This is a genomic window from Arthrobacter sp. SPT-J7 (assembly GCF_059089965.1).
Window position 1 is genome coordinate 20,243 of the sequence record NZ_JBNHFF010000003.1, and the last position, 17,311, is coordinate 37,553.

General features: G+C 65.9%; 18 protein-coding genes and 1 riboswitch. Of the genes, 13 read left to right on the forward strand and 5 right to left on the reverse strand.

What is annotated here, in order from left to right; translation table 11 throughout:
- Positions 1-64 precede the first annotated feature (64 nt).
- The 5 genes from AC5RWX_RS05525 to AC5RWX_RS05545 all read left to right on the forward strand — a co-directional run bounded on the left by AC5RWX_RS05525 (position 65) and on the right by AC5RWX_RS05545 (position 3,499).
- A complete protein-coding gene (locus AC5RWX_RS05525) occupies positions 65-853 on the forward strand; it encodes an ABC transporter ATP-binding protein (RefSeq protein WP_493938969.1) in 789 nt (262 codons plus the stop codon).
- Positions 854-867: 14 nt separating this feature from the next.
- On the forward strand, positions 868-1,644 hold the full coding sequence (locus AC5RWX_RS05530; protein WP_493938970.1) for a sulfite exporter TauE/SafE family protein: 777 nt from the start codon (positions 868-870) through the stop codon (positions 1,642-1,644).
- Positions 1,641-2,447: a TrmH family RNA methyltransferase gene (locus AC5RWX_RS05535; protein WP_493938971.1), complete on the forward strand. Its 807-nt coding sequence runs from the start codon at positions 1,641-1,643 to the stop codon at positions 2,445-2,447. The genes AC5RWX_RS05530 and AC5RWX_RS05535 overlap by 4 nt, the downstream gene beginning before the upstream one ends.
- 152 nt (positions 2,448-2,599) lie before the next feature.
- A complete protein-coding gene (locus tag AC5RWX_RS05540) occupies positions 2,600-2,857 on the forward strand; it encodes a type B 50S ribosomal protein L31 (protein WP_493938972.1) in 258 nt (85 codons plus the stop codon).
- 144 nt (positions 2,858-3,001) lie between these two features.
- Positions 3,002-3,499 carry a hypothetical protein gene (locus AC5RWX_RS05545; protein WP_493938973.1) on the forward strand — a complete coding sequence of 166 codons (498 nt, stop codon included), beginning with the start codon at positions 3,002-3,004 and terminating at the stop codon, positions 3,497-3,499.
- Between the two features lie 3 nt (positions 3,500-3,502).
- Here the strand turns inward: AC5RWX_RS05545 and AC5RWX_RS05550 are convergent, their stop codons facing one another.
- Positions 3,503-3,829: a hypothetical protein gene (locus AC5RWX_RS05550; RefSeq protein WP_493938974.1), complete on the reverse strand. Its 327-nt coding sequence runs from the start codon at positions 3,827-3,829 to the stop codon at positions 3,503-3,505.
- Between the two features lie 240 nt (positions 3,830-4,069).
- Here AC5RWX_RS05550 and AC5RWX_RS05555 point away from each other — a divergent pair, with 240 nt between their 5' ends.
- From AC5RWX_RS05555 to lplAB, 8 genes are all read left to right on the forward strand, one after another.
- Positions 4,070-5,116, forward strand: coding sequence for an iron ABC transporter substrate-binding protein (locus AC5RWX_RS05555; protein WP_494097054.1), 1,047 nt, complete (start codon positions 4,070-4,072; stop codon positions 5,114-5,116).
- A 4-nt stretch (positions 5,117-5,120) separates the two neighbouring features.
- Complete coding sequence (locus AC5RWX_RS05560; protein ID WP_493938976.1) at positions 5,121-6,716, forward strand: ABC transporter permease; 1,596 nt, start codon at positions 5,121-5,123, stop codon at positions 6,714-6,716.
- Complete coding sequence (locus AC5RWX_RS05565; RefSeq protein WP_493938977.1) at positions 6,713-7,882, forward strand: ABC transporter ATP-binding protein; 1,170 nt, start codon at positions 6,713-6,715, stop codon at positions 7,880-7,882. The genes AC5RWX_RS05560 and AC5RWX_RS05565 overlap by 4 nt, the downstream gene beginning before the upstream one ends.
- A gap of 83 nt (positions 7,883-7,965) precedes the next feature.
- Complete coding sequence (locus AC5RWX_RS05570; protein WP_493938978.1) at positions 7,966-8,535, forward strand: TetR/AcrR family transcriptional regulator; 570 nt, start codon at positions 7,966-7,968, stop codon at positions 8,533-8,535.
- A gap of 67 nt (positions 8,536-8,602) precedes the next feature.
- Entirely contained in the window at positions 8,603-9,031 is a 429-nt protein-coding gene (gene arr / locus AC5RWX_RS05575; RefSeq protein WP_493938979.1) for an NAD(+)--rifampin ADP-ribosyltransferase, read from the forward strand.
- Between the two features lie 98 nt (positions 9,032-9,129).
- A riboswitch (guanidine-III (ykkC-III) riboswitch) is annotated at positions 9,130-9,195 on the forward strand.
- 11 nt (positions 9,196-9,206) lie between these two features.
- On the forward strand, positions 9,207-9,521 hold the full coding sequence (locus tag AC5RWX_RS05580) for a DMT family transporter (protein ID WP_493938980.1): 315 nt from the start codon (positions 9,207-9,209) through the stop codon (positions 9,519-9,521).
- 12 nt (positions 9,522-9,533) lie between these two features.
- The gene (locus AC5RWX_RS05585; protein ID WP_493938981.1) at positions 9,534-9,881 is read left to right on the forward strand and encodes a DMT family transporter; all 348 of its coding nucleotides are present in this window, start codon (positions 9,534-9,536) and stop codon (positions 9,879-9,881) included.
- A gap of 324 nt (positions 9,882-10,205) precedes the next feature.
- A complete protein-coding gene (lplAB, locus tag AC5RWX_RS05590; RefSeq protein WP_494097055.1) occupies positions 10,206-11,267 on the forward strand; it encodes a lipoate-protein ligase LplAB in 1,062 nt (353 codons plus the stop codon).
- Positions 11,268-11,315: 48 nt separating this feature from the next.
- Here lplAB and AC5RWX_RS05595 read toward each other — a convergent pair whose 3' ends face one another.
- The 4 genes from AC5RWX_RS05595 to AC5RWX_RS05610 all read right to left on the reverse strand — a co-directional run bounded on the left by AC5RWX_RS05595 (position 11,316) and on the right by AC5RWX_RS05610 (position 17,254).
- Positions 11,316-11,966: a dihydrofolate reductase family protein gene (locus AC5RWX_RS05595; RefSeq protein ID WP_493938983.1), complete on the reverse strand. Its 651-nt coding sequence runs from the start codon at positions 11,964-11,966 to the stop codon at positions 11,316-11,318.
- 110 nt (positions 11,967-12,076) lie between these two features.
- Positions 12,077-14,704 (reverse strand): aminopeptidase N, encoded by a 2,628-nt coding sequence (gene pepN / locus AC5RWX_RS05600; RefSeq protein ID WP_493938984.1) that lies wholly within the window; start codon positions 14,702-14,704, stop codon positions 12,077-12,079.
- Positions 14,705-15,001: 297 nt separating this feature from the next.
- Positions 15,002-15,955, reverse strand: a complete 954-nt coding sequence (locus AC5RWX_RS05605) for a M28 family peptidase (protein WP_493938985.1) — start codon at positions 15,953-15,955, stop codon at positions 15,002-15,004.
- A 291-nt stretch (positions 15,956-16,246) separates the two neighbouring features.
- Positions 16,247-17,254: a YeiH family protein gene (locus AC5RWX_RS05610; RefSeq protein ID WP_493939111.1), complete on the reverse strand. Its 1,008-nt coding sequence runs from the start codon at positions 17,252-17,254 to the stop codon at positions 16,247-16,249.
- Positions 17,255-17,311: the final 57 nt, after the last annotated feature.

A 17,311-nucleotide genomic window follows, 5' to 3' on the forward strand; every position in this document is an offset into this window, starting at 1 on the left:
CATCATGGCAGGTCCGGCATCGCGTTTGGCGATTACTACGCGTTTTAGCCTACTGTCTACTGATATGAGCGATGTACTTGAGTTTGCCGGGGTCACTGTTGTCCGCGGGCGGAAAACCCTGCTGGACGGCGTCGACTGGCAGGTCAAGGAGGGGGAGCGCTGGGTAGTGCTGGGCCCCAACGGGGCGGGCAAGACCACGCTGCTGCAGATCGCCGGCGCGCGCCTGCACCCCACCCGCGGGATTGCCGGCATCCTGGACGAGACCATGGGCAAGGTGGACGTGTTCGAGCTCCGGCCCCGGATCGGCCTGGCCTCCGCCGCACTGGCCAACCAGATCCCGGAACAGGAGCAGGTGCTCAACGTGGTGGTCACCGCTTCCTACGGTGTGACCGGCCGCTGGCGCGAACAGTACGACAAGATGGACGAGCGCCGCGCGTTCCGCCTGCTGGACGCGTGGGGGATGTCCACCTTCATGAACCGCACCTTCGCCACGCTCAGCGAAGGCGAACGCAAGCGCGTGCAGATTGCCCGCGCGCTGATGTCCGATCCGGAACTGCTGCTGCTGGACGAGCCGGGAGCCGGCCTTGATCTGGCCGGCCGCGAGGACCTCGTGGAACGGCTGAGCGAACTGGCACAGGATGAGGACGCGCCGGCGCTGGTGCTGGTCACCCATCACCTGGAGGAAGTCCCGCCGGGCTTTACGCATGCCATGCTGCTGCGCGAGGGCGGCGTGGTGGCCCAGGGCCCCATCGACGAGGTGCTGACCGAAGACAACCTGAGCACCGCTTTTGACATGCCGCTCAGCCTGAAGCACGACGGCGGCCGCTACACTGCCGTAGCCAAGCGCGCCTAGGCGGTCCCTGCCCCATGGATGTGCTCAACGCTGCCCTGATCGGGCTGGCCGGGCTATGGGCCGGCACCATCAACAGCATCGTCGGATCCGGCACGCTGGTCACGTTCCCCGTCCTGGTGGCGCTGGGCTATGCGCCGGTAACGGCGACCATCTCCAACGCCATCGGCTTGATTGCGGGCAACGTGGGCGGGGTCTACGGCTACCGGCGGGAACTAACCGGGCTGCGCCGCACCGTGGCCATCCTGCTGCCGGCGTCGCTGCTGGGCGGAATCACCGGGGCGTGGCTGCTGCTGCACCTGCCGGAGGAAGTGTTCGGCATCGCTGCGCCGTTCCTGATCGTGGTGGCGCTGTTCTTCGTGGTGTTCCAACCGAAGCTGCAGGCTTGGGTGCGTGAACGGCAGGCGGCGCAGGCGCGTACCCGCCCGAGGCCCTGGCTGTTGCTGGGACTGGTGTACTTCGCCGGAGTCTACGGCGGCTACTTCGTGGCCGCCCAGGGGGTGCTGCTGGTCGGCATCCTCGGCGTCTTCCTGCACGGCACGCTGCAGCAGGCCAACGCCATGAAGAACGTGCTGGTCCTCGGCGTGAACATCATTGCGGCGATCTCCTACATGCTGTTCGCCTTCGACCGGATCGAGTGGCCGGTGGTACTGGTCATCGCCATCAGTTCGCTGATCGGCGCGCTGATCGGATCCGCCGTGGGGCGCCGGCTGAAACCGGTGGTGCTGCGCGGCGTGATTGTGACGCTGGGGTTGGTGGCGCTGGTCGTACTGGTCAGGAACCTCTTCGCATGAACCTGGTCCGGCTGGATTCCGCCGAGGACCCGCGGGTGGCGGACTACACCCAGTTGACCGACACCGCGCTGCGCCGCCGTCGGGAACCCGCCGAAGGGATGTACATCGCCGAAAGCTCCAAGGTGCTGCGCCGGGCCGTTGCCGCCGGCCACATCCCGCGGTCCTTCTTCCTGACCGACAAGTGGCTGGACGACCTGCGCGATGTGATCGCCCGCTTCCCGGAGGTTCCGGTGTTCGTCGGCACGCCGGAGGTACTGGAGGCAATCACCGGATTCCACCTGCACCGCGGAGCCATGGCCGCCATGCACCGGCCCGCGCCGCAGTCCGCGCGCCAAGTGCTGGCCGGCGCCCGCCGGGTGGCAGTCCTGGAGGACATCGTGGACCACACCAACGTCGGCGCGATCTTCCGATCCGCTGCCGCCATGGGCATGGACGCCGTACTGCTGAGCCCGCAGTGTGCCGACCCGTTGTACCGGCGCAGCATCCGGGTCTCCATGGGCACTGTTTTTCAGATCCCCTGGGCGAGGCTGCCGGAATGGCCCGCCGGGCTGGCCGTGTTGAGCAGCGAGGGATTCACGACGGCGGCGCTGGAACTTGCCGAGAACGCCATTACCTTGGACGAGCTGGAACGGCGCTCTTTTGACAAACTGGCCCTGGTGTTGGGCACCGAGGGCGCCGGCGTGCAGCCGCAAACGCTGGCACAGGTGGACCTGACCGTGATGATCCCGATGCGGGCCGGTGTCGATTCGCTCAATGTCGCCGCGGCCAGCGCCGTTGCGTTCTGGGCCTGCCGGCCGGACTAGGCTTCGGATCCCCTGTCGCGCGGAAGCTACGTGTCGCTTCGACGCGGGCCCGGCAGATGCGGTAGAGTGGTGTGCTGGCCCTGATGGGGCTGCCCTCTTTCCATCCTTCTAGCCGCTGGCAAAATCCAGGGGCGTGTAGAAAAGGTACAACTATGAAGTCTGATATCCACCCGGCATACGCCCCGGTTGTTTTCCGCGACCTGGCCTCCGGCGTTTCCTTCCTGACCAAGTCCACCGCTACGTCCAAGAAGACGGTGGAGTGGGAAGACGGCAACAGCTACCCGCTGATCGAGGTTGAAATTTCCTCGGAGTCCCACCCGTTCTACACCGGCAAGCAGCGCATCATGGACAGCGCCGGCCGCGTGGAGCGCTTCAACGCACGCTTCAAGGGCTTCGGCGGCAAGAAGTAACTCTTCGCCCCCAGCCTTTCAGCACAGCCCGCACCGCTTGGTGCGGGCTGTGCTGCTTAATACGGCCATCAGGCAGAGCCGGCGGGCGGGAGTGTCAGCCCGCGCATCCCCTGGCGACGCCGGCACTGCCGCTACGCTGCTGGCATGGCAAGCCCAGTCAGCAGCAGCACGGTCCCGTCGGCGCGGCCTCGGGTGAGCGGTCCAGGAAGCCGGGCTTTCGCCGTGCTGAGCACGCTGCCCTTGTTGACGCTCATGGTGACCGGCTGTGCCGCTGAGCCAGAGCAACTGCCCGATGCGATCAGCTGCACCACGCAGTACCGTCCGAACGTCGGCAGCAGCGCTGGAGAGAGGACCGCGCAACTCGTCCTGCCGCGGGTCGACGGGCCGACAGCCACCAGACAGGAACTGTCGACGGGCACATTCCGGCTGTCAGGAAGCTACATCGGGGATGCCCCCGACGGTCGGGCAGTCTCGCTATCCGTCCGTAACGCTGAGGGCAAAATGCTTGCCAGCGTGCTGTACCAGCTGGCGGACGGGAAGTCCCTGGCATCCCGCTTCAGCGGTGGCCACGGGTTTACCGGGCTGCACTACATCCGGGACGGCGAAGCCGAACTGCAGCTGTACTGCACAGCGGGGCCGTAGGCCTCAGGGACTCGGGTCGGTCCTGTCTCCCAAAGCCGTCTTCCGGACCTGATCGTCGCGTCGACGCACAGCAGACGCCCAGACCCAGGTCACCTTCCGGTTTCCGGCATCCGTCCACGCGACCTCAACCGCACGCGACGTCCAGCCGAATGCTTCACCTTGGACCAGTTCGGCCGACCCCGGGAAACGGATCCACGCCCACACCGGCACGCCGGGCACCACGCGGGTCACCTGGCAATGCTCAAGATCCAGCTCCTCCGGCGTCAGCGACACCGGCTCTGCCCGTTTGGCATAACGGGCAGCGAGCTTCGCCGCTGCGTCCCGGTCCATGGGTTAACTGTAGAACACACGTTCGAACTAAGTGAAGGGTTGACGGCGGCTGAGTGTAACGGTGCAGGGCACCATCCGTCGCACCCGGCCACCAACCGGCCAAGCCTGCTTCCCCGCTGTGTCATAAATATCAACCTGGCAAAAAAGTTGCCTCGTCGGTTTGGCTACTTAGGACTGCCTAACCTAAGCTCGTGGAGGGTCCCAAACATCCCTCACTGTTTGCAGAAAGAAGCTGCCTCTATGAAGCTCCGCACAAACACTCTGGTCGGCATCGCAGTAGCTGCCACCGCTGCCTTCGGCCTCGCAGCCTGTGGTTCGAACGCCGACACTGACTCCGCTGCATCCGGATCTGCCGCCGCCGACGGCATCACGGTTTACAACGCCCAGCATGAGAGCCTCACCAAGGAATGGGTCGACGCCTTCACCGCGGAGACTGGCATCAAGGTCACTGTCCGCCAGGGCTCGGACACCGAAATGTCCAACCAGATCATCCAGGAAGGCGACGCCTCGCCGGCCGATGTGTTCCTCACGGAGAACTCCCCTGCGATGACGCAGGTTGAGAACGCCGGACTCTTCGCAGATGTCGACCAGGCCACCATCGACCAGGTTCCCGCGGAATTCCGTCCTTCCACCGGCAAGTGGACCGGCATCGCCGCCCGTTCCACGGTCCTGGTGTACGACAAGAACAAGATCAGCGAAGACAAACTGCCCAAGTCGATGCTGGACTTGGCCAAACCTGAGTGGAAGACCAAGTGGGCTGCCTCGCCAACCGGCGCCGACTTCCAGGCCATCGTCTCCGCCCTGCTTGAACTCAAGGGTGAAGCCGCCACCGAGGCCTGGTTGGCTGGCATGAAGGAAAACTTCAAGGCCTACAAGGGCAACAGCACCGCCATGAAGGCAGTCAATGCCGGTGAAGTCGACGCGGCCCTGATCTACCACTATTACTACTACGGCGATCAGGCCAAGACCGGCGAGAACTCCAACAACGTCACGCCTTACTACTTCAAGAACCAGGATCCGGGTGCCTTCCTTTCGGTGTCCGGCGGCGGCGTGCTGAAGTCCTCCAAGAAGGCAGAAGACGCGCAGGCCTTTTTGAAGTTCATCACCGGCAAGCAGGGCCAGGAAATCCTGAAAAACGGCACCTCGTTCGAATACGCCGTCGGCTCGCAGGTGGACTCCAACGAGGCCCTGGTTCCGATCAAGGACCTCGAGGCCCCCACGGTGGACCCGGCCAAGCTGAACTCCACCCAGGTCACGGATTTGATGACCAAGGCAGGATTACTGTAGTTCTGTGACAACTGATCTATCGGCTCCCACTACGCTTCGTACGGGAACCACGACGGCGGGTGAGGGCAAGCGCCTTCGCCCGCCTTTCGGCGTCTCCACGGTGTCCGTGCTGGCGGTCCTCATCGCGCTGTTTTCGCTCGTCCCGTTGGGGTACGTCGCCTACATGACGGTGGCAACCGGGTGGGACACCGCCGTCGAGCTCATCTTCCGTCCGCGCGTCGGCGAACTGCTGCTGAACACCGTCATGCTGACCGTCTTCACGGTCCCGCTGTGCCTGATCCTTGGCGCGGGCGGAGCCTGGCTGGTGGAGCGCACCACGCTGCGGGGGCACCGCTGGTGGGCGGTTGCGCTGGCCGCGCCACTGGCCATTCCGGCGTTCGTCAACAGCTACTCGTGGGTCTCCGCCGTTCCCTCCCTCGGGGGAATCTGGTCCGGCGTGCTGATCGCCACCTTGTCCTATTTCCCGTTGGTGTACATACCAGCGGCGGCGGCTTTGGGCCGTCTTGATCCGGCCATAGAGCAATCCGCGGCATCACTTGGCCTGGGGCCGTGGGCTGTCTTTTTCCGCGTGGTACTCCCGCAGCTCCGCATCGCGCTCAGCGGCGGTGCACTGCTGGTTTCCCTGCACCTCTTGGCGGAGTACGGCGCCTTCGCGATGATCCGCTTTGATACCTTCACGACGGCGATCATGGTCCAGTTCCAGTCGACGTTCAACGGCACCGCCGGCAACATGCTGGCCAGTGTGCTGGTGTTCCTGTGCCTCATTCTGTTGCTGGCTGAGGTAAAGAGCCGGGGCAACGCGCGCTACGCCCGCATCGGCTCCGGTGCGCCGGCCAAGCCAACCCGGTTGGGCCTTGGCCACTACCAGTTGCCCTCGCAGCTCGCGTTGGCCGCTGTCACGGTGCTGGCCTTCGGGCTGCCCGTCTGGTTCGTGTTGCGGTGGATCATCGCGGGCGGATCGGAGGTCTGGGCTGCAGACGAATTCCTGCCCGCGCTGCTGCAGACGCTGATGTACGGGGCCGTCGGGGCTGCCGTCACCACAATGGTGGCCTTCCCCATGGCGTACTTGGCGGTGCGGCGACCCAGCGGGTTCAGCAAGCTCCTCGAACTTTCCAACTACGTGACCAGCTCGCTTCCGGGCATCGTCGTGGGCCTGGCGTTCGTCACGGTCAGCATCCGGGCGGTCCCGGGGATTTATCAAACGGCGGGGGTGCTGATTGCCGCCTATGTGCTTCTCTTTCTTCCCCGGGCGCTGGTGAACCTCCGCTCGGGGCTGGCACAGGCACCCAAGGAACTTGACGAAGCAGCGCAGTCCCTGGGCAAAGCGCCGCTGACGTCTTTCGTACGGGTGACGCTGCGGCTCACCGCACCGGCTGCTGCCGGCGGCGCCGCTCTGGTATTCCTTGCCATCGTCAACGAACTGACCGCCACGCTGCTCCTTTCGCCGAACGGGACCAGGACTCTTGCCACGGAGTTCTGGAGCAAGAGCAGCGAGATCGACTACACCGGCGCGGCACCCTACGCGCTGCTGATGATCCTGCTCTCAGCACCCATGACCTACCTGCTCTTCCAACAGTCCAAGAAAGTGGCCGGACAGTGACCGAACAATCCCCTTCCAGGCTCCCGGCACCGCGTGTAGCGCCCTCCGTGGCGCCGACCACGAATGCGCACCTGGAGATTTCCGACGTCACCAAGAACTTCGGCTCCCAGTCGGTGCTCAAAGGCGTCGATCTTTCTGTAGCCAAAGGCGGAACCACGGCGATCGTGGGTCCTTCGGGGTCCGGCAAGACCACGCTGCTGCGGCTGATTGCCGGCTTTGAACATCCGGATACCGGCTGTATCAGGCTCAGCGGCTCACCGGTTGCCGGAGACGGTGTCTGGATTCCCGCCCACAAGCGGCATGTCGGTTACGTCGCGCAGGACGGGGCGCTCTTTCCGCATCTGACCGTGGGACAGAACATCGCTTTCGGTCTCAACGCTGGAAAACTCGACGGCGGCCGACGGGCCGTGAACGCAAGGGTTAAGGAACTGCTCGAAATGGTGTCCCTGGACGCCGCGATGGCGACACGGCGACCACACCAATTGTCCGGCGGCCAGCAACAGCGCGTTGCCTTGGCGCGCGCACTGGCCCGGAAGCCCGAACTGATGCTCTTGGATGAGCCCTTCTCGGCACTGGACGCCGGTCTCCGGGTGGCCACCCGCCGCGCCGTCGCCAAGGTGCTCAGTGAAGCCGGGGTAACCACCATCCTGGTGACCCATGACCAAGCCGAAGCGCTCTCGTTTGCGGATCAAGTGGCGATCATGCGCGGCGGGAGGCTGGCGCAGATTGGCAACCCCTTCGTGGTCTACACGCGGCCGGCCGACCGCGCCACGGCCGAGTTTCTGGGCGACGCGGTGATTTTGGATGCGTGGATGGAGGGTTCCCTGGCCACCTGCTCGCTGGGCGGAGTCCCGGTCCGCCGGCCGCCGGCGCAGGGTAAGGTCCAGCTCATGCTCCGCCCGGAGCAGATCCGCATCGCGCCGGACGGCCCCATCCGGGGCGTCGTCGTCGACACCGACTACTTCGGTCCGGAAACCACTGTCCGGATTAAGCTGGCCGAGACTAATGCGGCTCACCGCGCCGCTTCCGGCAACGGGCACCGGTACCCGGGCGGCGGCGAGGTCATCACCATCCGGCACTGGAACGCTTCCATCACCAAGCCCGGGACAGAGCTCTGCCTGCGGGTGGTCGGCGAAGGCGTGGCCTTCCCGCAGGACGGTCCGTGACGGTGGCACGCCCGGGCATCCGCAGACCGTACGGTCCAGGTGATGGACAGCGGACCGGATGAGCGGTCCGGATACGATGGGGCATGGCAAAGAATGAGCAGCGGAGACGGCTGCTCGCCGACGCAGGCTTGGCCGTTCTCGCTCGTGACGGTGCGCGCGGGTTAACGCACCGCGCGGTCGACGAAGCAGCGGGCGTCCCCGTCGGGACCGCCTCGAATTACTTCCGCAGCCGCGATGGCTTGATTGCCGGCCTCGTCCACCGCATGGGCGAGCGGCTGGTTCCGGATCCGATGGACCTCGAACGCCTCGCGGCCGCACCGCCAAGCCGCGAACTGTTCGCCGACTACCTGCGCGCAATGCTGCGCCGGCTTACCGCGGAGCGGGAGGTCACGCTCGCGCTGCTCGAGCTCCGTCTGGAAGGCACGCGCCGCCCAGCTGTTGCGGCAGTCCTGGCGGACTGGCACAAGGCGGCCTTCGAGGCCGACGTCGCGTTCCACGCCGCGGCAGGGCTTCCCGGCGGTCGTCGGGAGGTTGCGCTCTTTTACTACGCGGTGGAAGGCTTTCTGCTCGACCGCCTCACCACTGAGCTGGATCCTGGCTCATCCACCGACGACGTCATCGACGCGCTCGTTGCCGGGCTGCTGCAGCGATGAGCGGCGACGGTGAAGTGATAGCGCGCAGTCCGGCGACTACAGTGGGCCCACAGCGAGGAGATGGCGAATGAACAAGGAACCGATACCGGCCGAGGCCAGCGACGCCGGCCCTTTCTACCACGGTACGAAAGCTGATTTGGCGCCGGGCGATCTGCTGGAACCGGGCTTCAGCTCGAACTATGGGCAGCGGACAAAGGCGAACTTCGTCTACCTCACCGCAACCTTGGACGCCGCAACGTGGGGAGCCGAACTCGGAGTAGGGGAGGGACCGGGAAGAATCTACCGGGTGGAACCCACCGGCCCGTTTGAAAACGACCCCAACCTGACAGACCGGCGGTTCCCGGGCAACCCCACGAGGTCCTACCGCACCAGGGAGCCGTTGCGCATCATCGAAGAGGTCGTCGGGTGGGAACCACATCCGCCCGAGGTACTGCAGAAGATGCGAAACCATCTCGAAGAACTCAAGCGGCAAGGCGTCGAAGCCATCAACGAGTGATCCACCACCGATCCTCACGCAGCCCACACCCGAGCGGCGCGCTGGTGAGGCCCGCCACCAAAGCTGCGCATCGACGTCGCGCTTTGCTAGTTTTGGGATCAAGACCTCATTCCTAGGTCTCCGGACGACGGTTCAGTACCCGGTGTGCGACAAGACTGGCCAGAGGATTTCAATCGTGGAATGGGTCATTCTCATCCTGTCCGGTGTGCTGGAAGCTGTATGGGCCACGGCACTGGGCGCGTCCAAGAACTTCCGCCGGTTGTGGCCGTCCATCATTTTTGTGGTGGCCATGGCGTTGAGCATGGCCGGCCTGGCCTACGCCATGACCGCTATCCCTGTCGGAACCGCCTATGCGGTCTGGGTAGGCATCGGTGCAGTGCTGACGGCCGCCGTGGCCATGGTTATCGGGGCCGAAAAAGCCTCGCTGATCCGGGTCCTGCTGCTGCTGGGCATCATCGGCTGCGTGGTCGGCCTCAAGGCGATCGGCTAGCGGGAGCACATCATGCATTGGATTGTTTTGTTGGTCAGCGCCGTTTTGGAAGCGGTGTGGGCCACTGCGTTGAGCCTGTCCGAGGGCTTCAACCAGCCGCTGCCTACGGTCGTGTTTTTCGTGGCCGTGACCCTGAGCATGTTGGGCTTGGGCTACGCCATGCGCGGTATCTCGCTGGGGACTGCCTACGCTGTCTGGACCGGAACGGGGGCGGCGCTCACCGTAGGCTACTCCATGCTGTTCGGCGGAGAGCCGGCGAGTGTGCTGAAGCTGCTGTTCGTCGCGGGCATCATCGGCTGCGTCATCGGGCTCAAGCTGGTTGACGGCCAGGGCGACCAGAAGGGCGACGCGAAGGCATGAAAAAGCGCCGGCAGGTAAGTGGAGGTTGGGGGGAGTCTCTCCACTACCCGCCGGCGCTTGGACCGGGCACGTCCGGCCCCTCTTTTTCACTCGCACCGTGATGAGGTGTCTCTGACACTACCGGAAGCGTCTGGGCACAGCCCCGGCAGCAGCTGGGAGAATGCTGGGTAGATAGCCGAGCGGGCGCCGGAAGCGAAGTCGGCCCGACGACGGCAGGCCCGACGCCGTGGGGGCCCGACGCCGTGATAAGACTGTGGTGGCCTTCAACCACCGCCAGCCGAGCCGACGGCGGCAACCTGGCCAACCTGAGCAAGGAGAGCGTAAATGTCCGACCATCGCCACGGAGAGTACAAGGTCCAGGGCGGCAAGCTTGTTGTTGTTGATTTTGACGTGATGGATCACAAGATCATCCGCCCGTCAGTCAGCGGGGACTTCTTCCTGGAACCGGATGAAGCCCTGGCAGACATCAACACGGCGCTGGACGGCATGAGCACCGAAAGCAGCCACGCCAATTATGCTGCAGCCATCACTGCGGCGTTGCGGCCCGACGCCCAGATGTTTGGTTTCTCCGCAGATGCCGTTGCCGTTGCCGTGCGCCGGGCCCTGAACAAGGCCACCGGGTGGCTGGACCACAAGTGGCAGGTTATTCCGCCCACTCCGCTGCCCACCCACATGCATGTGGCGATGGACGAGGTGTTGACCCGCCAGGTGGGTGCCGGGAAACGGCCGCCGACGCTGCGGTTCTGGGAGTGGGAGACGCCCTCCGTGGTGATCGGCAGCTTCCAGTCGGTGCGCAATGAGGTGGATCCGAATGGAGCCGAACGCCACGGCATCACCGTGGTGCGCCGGATCAGCGGCGGCGGGGCCATGTTCATGGAGCGGGGGAACGCCATCACCTACTCGCTGTACCTCCCGCAGACCCTGGTGGACGGGCAAAGCTTTGAAGCCTCCTATGCTTACCTCGATGCGTGGGTCATGGCCTCGCTGGAGAAGGTCGGCATCAAGGCGTTCTACCAACCGCTCAACGACATCGCGACGCCGGAGGGCAAGATCGGCGGCGCTGCACAGAAGAGGTTGGCCAATGGCGGGGTGCTCCACCATGTGACCATGTCCTACGACATCGACGCGGACAAGATGACCGACGTGCTGCGGATCGGCAAGGAGAAAATCTCCGACAAGGGCATTACCAGCGCCAAGAAGCGCGTCGACCCGCTGCGGCGTCAAACCGGCCTGAGCCGGGAAGAGATCATCGACGTGATGATCCGGACCTTCAAGGACCGCTATGCCGCCGCTGACAGCGGCTTCTCCGACGAGGAGTTGGCGATGGCCCGCGAACTCGTGGACACCAAGTTCAGCACGGAGGAGTGGCTGCACCGCGTGCCATAACCGGCCGCCGGTGGCTGGTGGCTGGCAGTCCCCGGCCCAGCTGCGTGGTTAGCGCGCCTTCCTGGCCAGAAGGGCGTGCGACACAGTGGGGGAAGCGATGGATTGGACGCATGCATAACCCAAAGCCACGGCATCGAGATTCTCGAAGAGCCGCTCGCCGCCGCCCAGCAGGACCGGAACGATGGCCAGATGCAATTCGTCCACCAGGCCGGCACGCAGGTACTGATTGACCGTGGAGGCTCCGCCGCCGAGCCGGACGTCCTGCCCGTTGGCAGCGGCGGCGGCTTGCCGCAGCGCGGATTCGATCCCGTCGTCGACGAACTGGAAGACGGTCCCGCCGGCCATGCGGATCGGCGGTTGCGCGTAGTGGGTCAGCACGAAGACCGGGTGGTGGAAGGGCGGGTCATCGCCCCACCAGCCCTTCCACTCCGAGGACGCCTGGTCGCGGCGAGCCGGCCCGAACATGTTCCGGCCCATGATGGTGGCGCCGATCCCGCGCTCGCCGGCGAGGACAAAGTCGTTGTCAGGGCCTGTTGAACCGCCGCTTTCACCGATCATCCGTTTGCCGGCCTCGGTTTGGAACATCCACTCGTGCAGCTGTTCGCCGCCCACACCCAACGGGTTTTCCAAGGACTGGTGGCGACCGGCGGCATAGCCGTCCAGGGAAACGGCAAAATTGTGGACACGCAGCTTAGGCATTGATCCTCCTGCCACCGAAGCCCGGATAACCAAGCCAGACCGGGTCCTGCGGAAGTTGTCAGTGTAGTGCAACGCAGGGGTGCGGGGAACTGACCGGCCTTCAGCAGCGGTTAGCCGCGGCCCTCCGTGAGGCTGCCCATCTGCTGGGCGCGGAGGGCGCGGACCAAGTGGTCGCGCTGTTCGATGACGATGCGGCGCAACGCGGCCGGTGCATCGCGGTTGCCGTCCAGCCAGGCGTCGGTGCGGACGACGACGGGGTGATCGGCCGGTGCCTGGCCGTCGGCCAGATCCTGCCCGCCGGGGTAGAGCCCGCGGACCAGTCGGGCCGCGATCTCAATGCTCTTGGACGACCAGATCCGGACGAGTTCCGCGAAGTAGGGATCCACGTACTCGTCGAGCAGGTCATGTGGACCCTGGCAGAACCCGTCGATCGTGGCGTCCAGGAGCTGGTTGGATAGCGAATTAGTATGCACGGCCGTGCGCCACGCTTCCGCCTTCACCTCGGGTACCGGCCGGGCCGTCGAGGCAGCCAGGTGGCCTGCTCGTGCGGCGACGGTGCGGTCACCTTCCAGCGCCGCATCGAGTTCAGCCACGCCAGCGTGACCGGTGGCGGCCAGCGCCTGCCAGAACCGCCACCGCAGATCCGTGTCCACGGCGAGGCCGGCAACAGCCGCGTTGCCCAACAGCAGGTCGCGCAGGAACGGGGCCTGGCTGTCCTCAGCACGGGCCACCGCGGCCAGCGACCTTGCCCAGGTCAGTTGCTGGTCGCTGCCCGGATCCGCCGCTTCGACCTGCCGCCGTGCAGCAGCGACGAACGCTGCCGCCAGGGTTTGGCGGCGGGCTGCCGGTGCGTACCGGTCCATGGCTGTCTTGGCACAGTCCAAAACCACCTGCAGCACACTGTTCTCGGTTTCAGCGGGGGCAAACCGCTGCACGGCCTCCACATATTCTGCGGCCGGGAGCAGCCCGTCGCGCGTCATGTTCCAGAGGCTGGACCAGCAGAGCGCGCGGGCCAGAGGGTCGTTCAGCCGGTCCAGCGACGACAGGACTGTCTGCAGCGAGTGCTGGTCGAACACCACCTTGGCGTAGGTCAGGTCGTCGTCATTGAGCAGCAGCAGTGCAGGCAGTTCCCGGCCGGCCAGTTCGGGAAGCTCCGTGCGCGGACTGGCCACGTCCAGTTCCAGTTGGTCGGTGCGGAGCAGCCGGCCGGACGGATCGGGGTTGTAGAACCCCAGCCGCAAGCGGTGCGGGCGGTGCGCGGGTTCGTCCGTCACCGGATCCACCGCATCCTGGACGATGGCCGCAGCGGCGATTGCCCCGCCGTCGTGCTGAAGATCCAGTGCCAGGGTGGAGATGCCGGCAGTCTGCAGCCACTGGTGCGCCCAGTGCTCCATGTCCCGGCCGGAGGCCGCGCTCAGGGCGGTGAGAAAGTCGGCCAGCGAGGTGTTGCCGTAGGCGTGCTCGCGGAAATAGCGGCGCGAGGCACCGATGAACGAGTCGAAGCCGGCATAGGCCACCAACTGCTTGAGCACCGAGGCGCCCTTGGCGTAGGTGATGCCGTCGAAGTTCTGTTTGGCGGCTTCCAGGTCGCGGATGTCGGCGACGATGGGGTGGGTGGTTGGCAACTGGTCCTGCACATACGCCCAGCCCTTGCGCCGGTTGGCGAAGGTGATCCATGCGTTGCTCCACTGCGTGGCCTCGGCCGAGGCGAGCGCACCCATGTAGTCGGCGAACGATTCCTTCAGCCAGAGGTCGTCCCACCACTTCATGGTGACCAGATCACCGAACCACATGTGCGCCATCTCGTGCAGGATGGTGTTGGCCCTGGCCTGGTACTGCGCATCAGTGGCGCGGGAGGAGAAGACGTAGGCCTCGGTGAAGGTGACCAGGCCGGGATTCTCCATCGCGCCGAGGTTGTACTCGGGGACGAAGGCCTGCTCGTATTTGCCGAACGGGTACGGGTAGTCGAAGAGGTCGTGGAAGAAATCGAGCCCGGCCTTGGTGACCGCAAAGATCTGCTCCGGGTCGAAGGAGCCGGCCAGCGAGGCACGGCAGTAGGCGCCGAGCGGCACCTGCAGCTCACCGCCGTCGGGCAGCGTGCGCTGCCAATTGTCCCTGGCCACATGGTACGGACCGGCCAGCACGGTGGTGATGTAGGTGGAGATGCGCTGGGTCGGGTGGAAACGGCGGACCGAGTGCCCGGGCGTGGACGCCAGCGGCTCGGCCGCGGCCACCGCGGCGTTCGAGGCGACGGTCCAGCCCTCTGGCGCGGCGATCTGGAAGGAAAAAGAGGCCTTCAGATCGGGCTGTTCGAAGTTGGCGAAGACCCGGCGCGCGTCGGCCGGCTCGTACTGGGTGTAGAGGTAGGTTTTCCCGTCGGCAGGGTCAACAAACCGGTGCAGGCCTTCGCCACTGTTGCTGTACAGTGCGGTACCCGTAATGGTGGCTTGGTTCTGCGCCTCCAGCCCGGGCAGCATGATGCGCGAGCCGTCCACCACTTCGGCCGGATCCAGCGTGCGCCCGTTGAGCAGCACGGAGTGGACGCCGCCGTGGATGAAGTCAGCGAACACGGTGGCGCCCGGTTCGCTGCAGCTGAAGGTGATGACGGTGCTGGAGGTGAAGCCCGGTTCGTCCTGGTCCTCGGCGCTGCGCAAATCCAGCGAGACCTCATAGCCCTCCACGCGCAGGATGGCTGACCGGGCCGCCGCTTCGTCGCGGCTGAGGTTCTGGTTCGTCATCCGGCCCATTTAACCATGCGGCGGCCGGCTGGCCGGGGAGGTGCCTCGAAGCCGGACTGCCTATCGACGGGGAGCAGCGCATCGTCGGACGCTCCGTGCCGCAAAGAACAGCCACCGCAAAACTGCTGGGGTCCCAGCTGCAGTCCCCTGGTCCGGATCATTCCTGGCCGCGCCGGGTGAGCAGAGGTCCGGTTGATCACCACGCCAATCAGCGCCGTCAGCGCGATCGTCGCGGTATGAGGTCACCATCCCTGTGGCCGGGGCAGTCTGGCTCACCTCGGTCTTTGGGGAGGGGTGCTACCGGTGCCCCGCTGGCTTGAGGCCGCTGTGGTCGTGGGCCAGGCGGGTGGCGGCGTGGGTGATCGCGTCGGTCATCAGGCTCAGCGCCTCCAGGTTGACGTTCCTGAGGTCGTCGCCCGGCCGGTGGTAGTTCGGATCGCAGGGCCGCTTGGCGGTGCCGCCGAAGAGGCGGGCCTGCTTGGTGGTTTTCTTCTCGTCGTCTCCGGTGAACAGCCCGCCCACGGCGACACCCTTCTTGACGAACGACAACTGATCCGAGTCCATGTCCCAATCGGTGGCGACCCAGGGCTGGCCGTGGGTGTCGAAGTAGTCGGTGAAGACGTTCATGATCTCCGTCGACCCTTCGGGCACTTCGTGATGGGGCTTGGGGTCTTTTGCGTTGTAGATCCCGATGATGGGGTTGGGCGAGGCGATCATGTCGAAGTTGAGGTAGGCGGCGATCCGGTCGAGTGCCTCGCTGTCCCTGTTGGCCAGGTGATTGACGTAGTGCCGGGACCCGTACTCCTTCTTGTACTCCTCGGCCCCCCACCAGGCGAAGCGCACCGTGTTGATGAGGCCCTCCTGCCGGCCGAGTGCTTTGGCGGCCTCCAGCACGGCCGCTACCCCAGAGCCGTTGTCATTGATCGCCGGACAGCCCGGCACCCCGTCGAGGTGGGCCCCGAGCATGATCACGTTCTCGTCGCTGCCGGATGCGGTCTCGGCGAGGATGTTGAAGGTCTCGATCTGCTCGCCGCGGTGTTTGAAGGTGAAGTACTGGCGCGTGCTGCGATAGCCAGCGCTGGCGAGTTGGTGTTCGACGTACTGGGCCGCGGCCTCGTACCCGAACGTGCCGGCGGCACGGTCGCCGTGCTCCTCGGCCAGGGCCTGGAACTTCTTCAGATGCTCGTACACGGCGGGAACCTCGCCCGGTGAGATGACGAGACCTGATTTCAGGGGCAGGCTCAGCTTCATGTGGTCCCTATCTAGTACGACACGGAGACGGTGGCTACGACACGGAGACGGTGGCAGTCTATCCTCCCGGAGCAGGTCTGCGACACGTCGCCGCTGAGATGGCCGGTGCCAAGACGGGGGAGGCCCCGGACAGGTGGGGCTGGAACCCGCTGCGGGAGCACGTGGCCAAGTCCACGGCCCAGCCTGAGGTGTCGCTGATCGCGCTCGCAGCCGGTCGGCTGGTCCCGTCGTCGAGATGTGTGCGGAAAAGCCCGAAGCCGTATCCGCCGCCGCGTTTTCACCAGTTGCGGGTCAGCCGGCGGCCATGGCCAGCCAGGCTGCGCCGAGCCCCAGCGCGGCGATCAGCAGCCAGGACAGCAGCGCGGTGGAGATCGCCGGCAGCGAGGACCGGAGCAGTTCCCGGAGTCGGACGGCAGATCCCAGCCCGAACAGGGCAGCGGCCAGCAAGATTTCCTGCATGAGGGCGGCGCCGTCCAGCACCGGCTGCGGCAGCCATCCCGTACTGCGCAGCAGCACCAGCGCCAGGAAACCGAGAACGAACAGCGGCACCACGGGGGGTTGCTTGCCCGGCGAACCGGCACCCCGGGGCGCCCTGGCTGTGCGGCGCCGGTGTACCGCGACGGCGGCCGCCAGCGGCGCGAGCATCACCACGCGTGCCAGCTTCACGACGACGGCGATGGTCAGCGCCGCGGTGCCTGCACTTTGCGCTGTGGCCACCACCTGTCCCACATCGTGCACGGACGCTCCGGCCCAAAAGCCGAAGACTTCCGCCGGCATGCCGGTGACGGCCATGACAGCCGGCAGCACCCCGATGGCCAGGGTGCCGCACAGCGTAACCAGAGCGACGGGCATCAGGCTGTCCTGGCCACGACTGCCGCGCGCGGCAGCGACGGCGCCGATGGCCGAAGCCCCGCAAATGGCGAATCCGGCGGCCAACAACACCGGCTGGTCCCCGGGCAGGCGGTGCCATCGCGCCAGCAGGTAGGTTCCGGCAAACGCGAGCAGCAGCACCAAGACCACCAGCAGCAGCGCGAACCAGCCCAGTTCTGCCAGATCCGACAGCGCCAGCCGGGCGCCGAGCAACACAATCCCGGCGCGCATCAGCGTCCGGCCGCAGAAGGCGAGACCGGGCCGCCCCGTGCCGCCGGTCCACGCGGCTGTCGGCTGCACATTGGCTGCCAGAATTCCCAGCACGACGGCGAAGCTCATCACCGGGACTGCCGGCACCAGCGAGTGCAGGCCAAAGGACACGAGCACGGCCGTTGCCGCCAGCAAAAGTCCCGGCCCAGCACGGCGCATCCACCGTTCGACAGGAGACCCGGAGACAGCCGGCTCCTGCGGTGGAGGCGTCGGGGC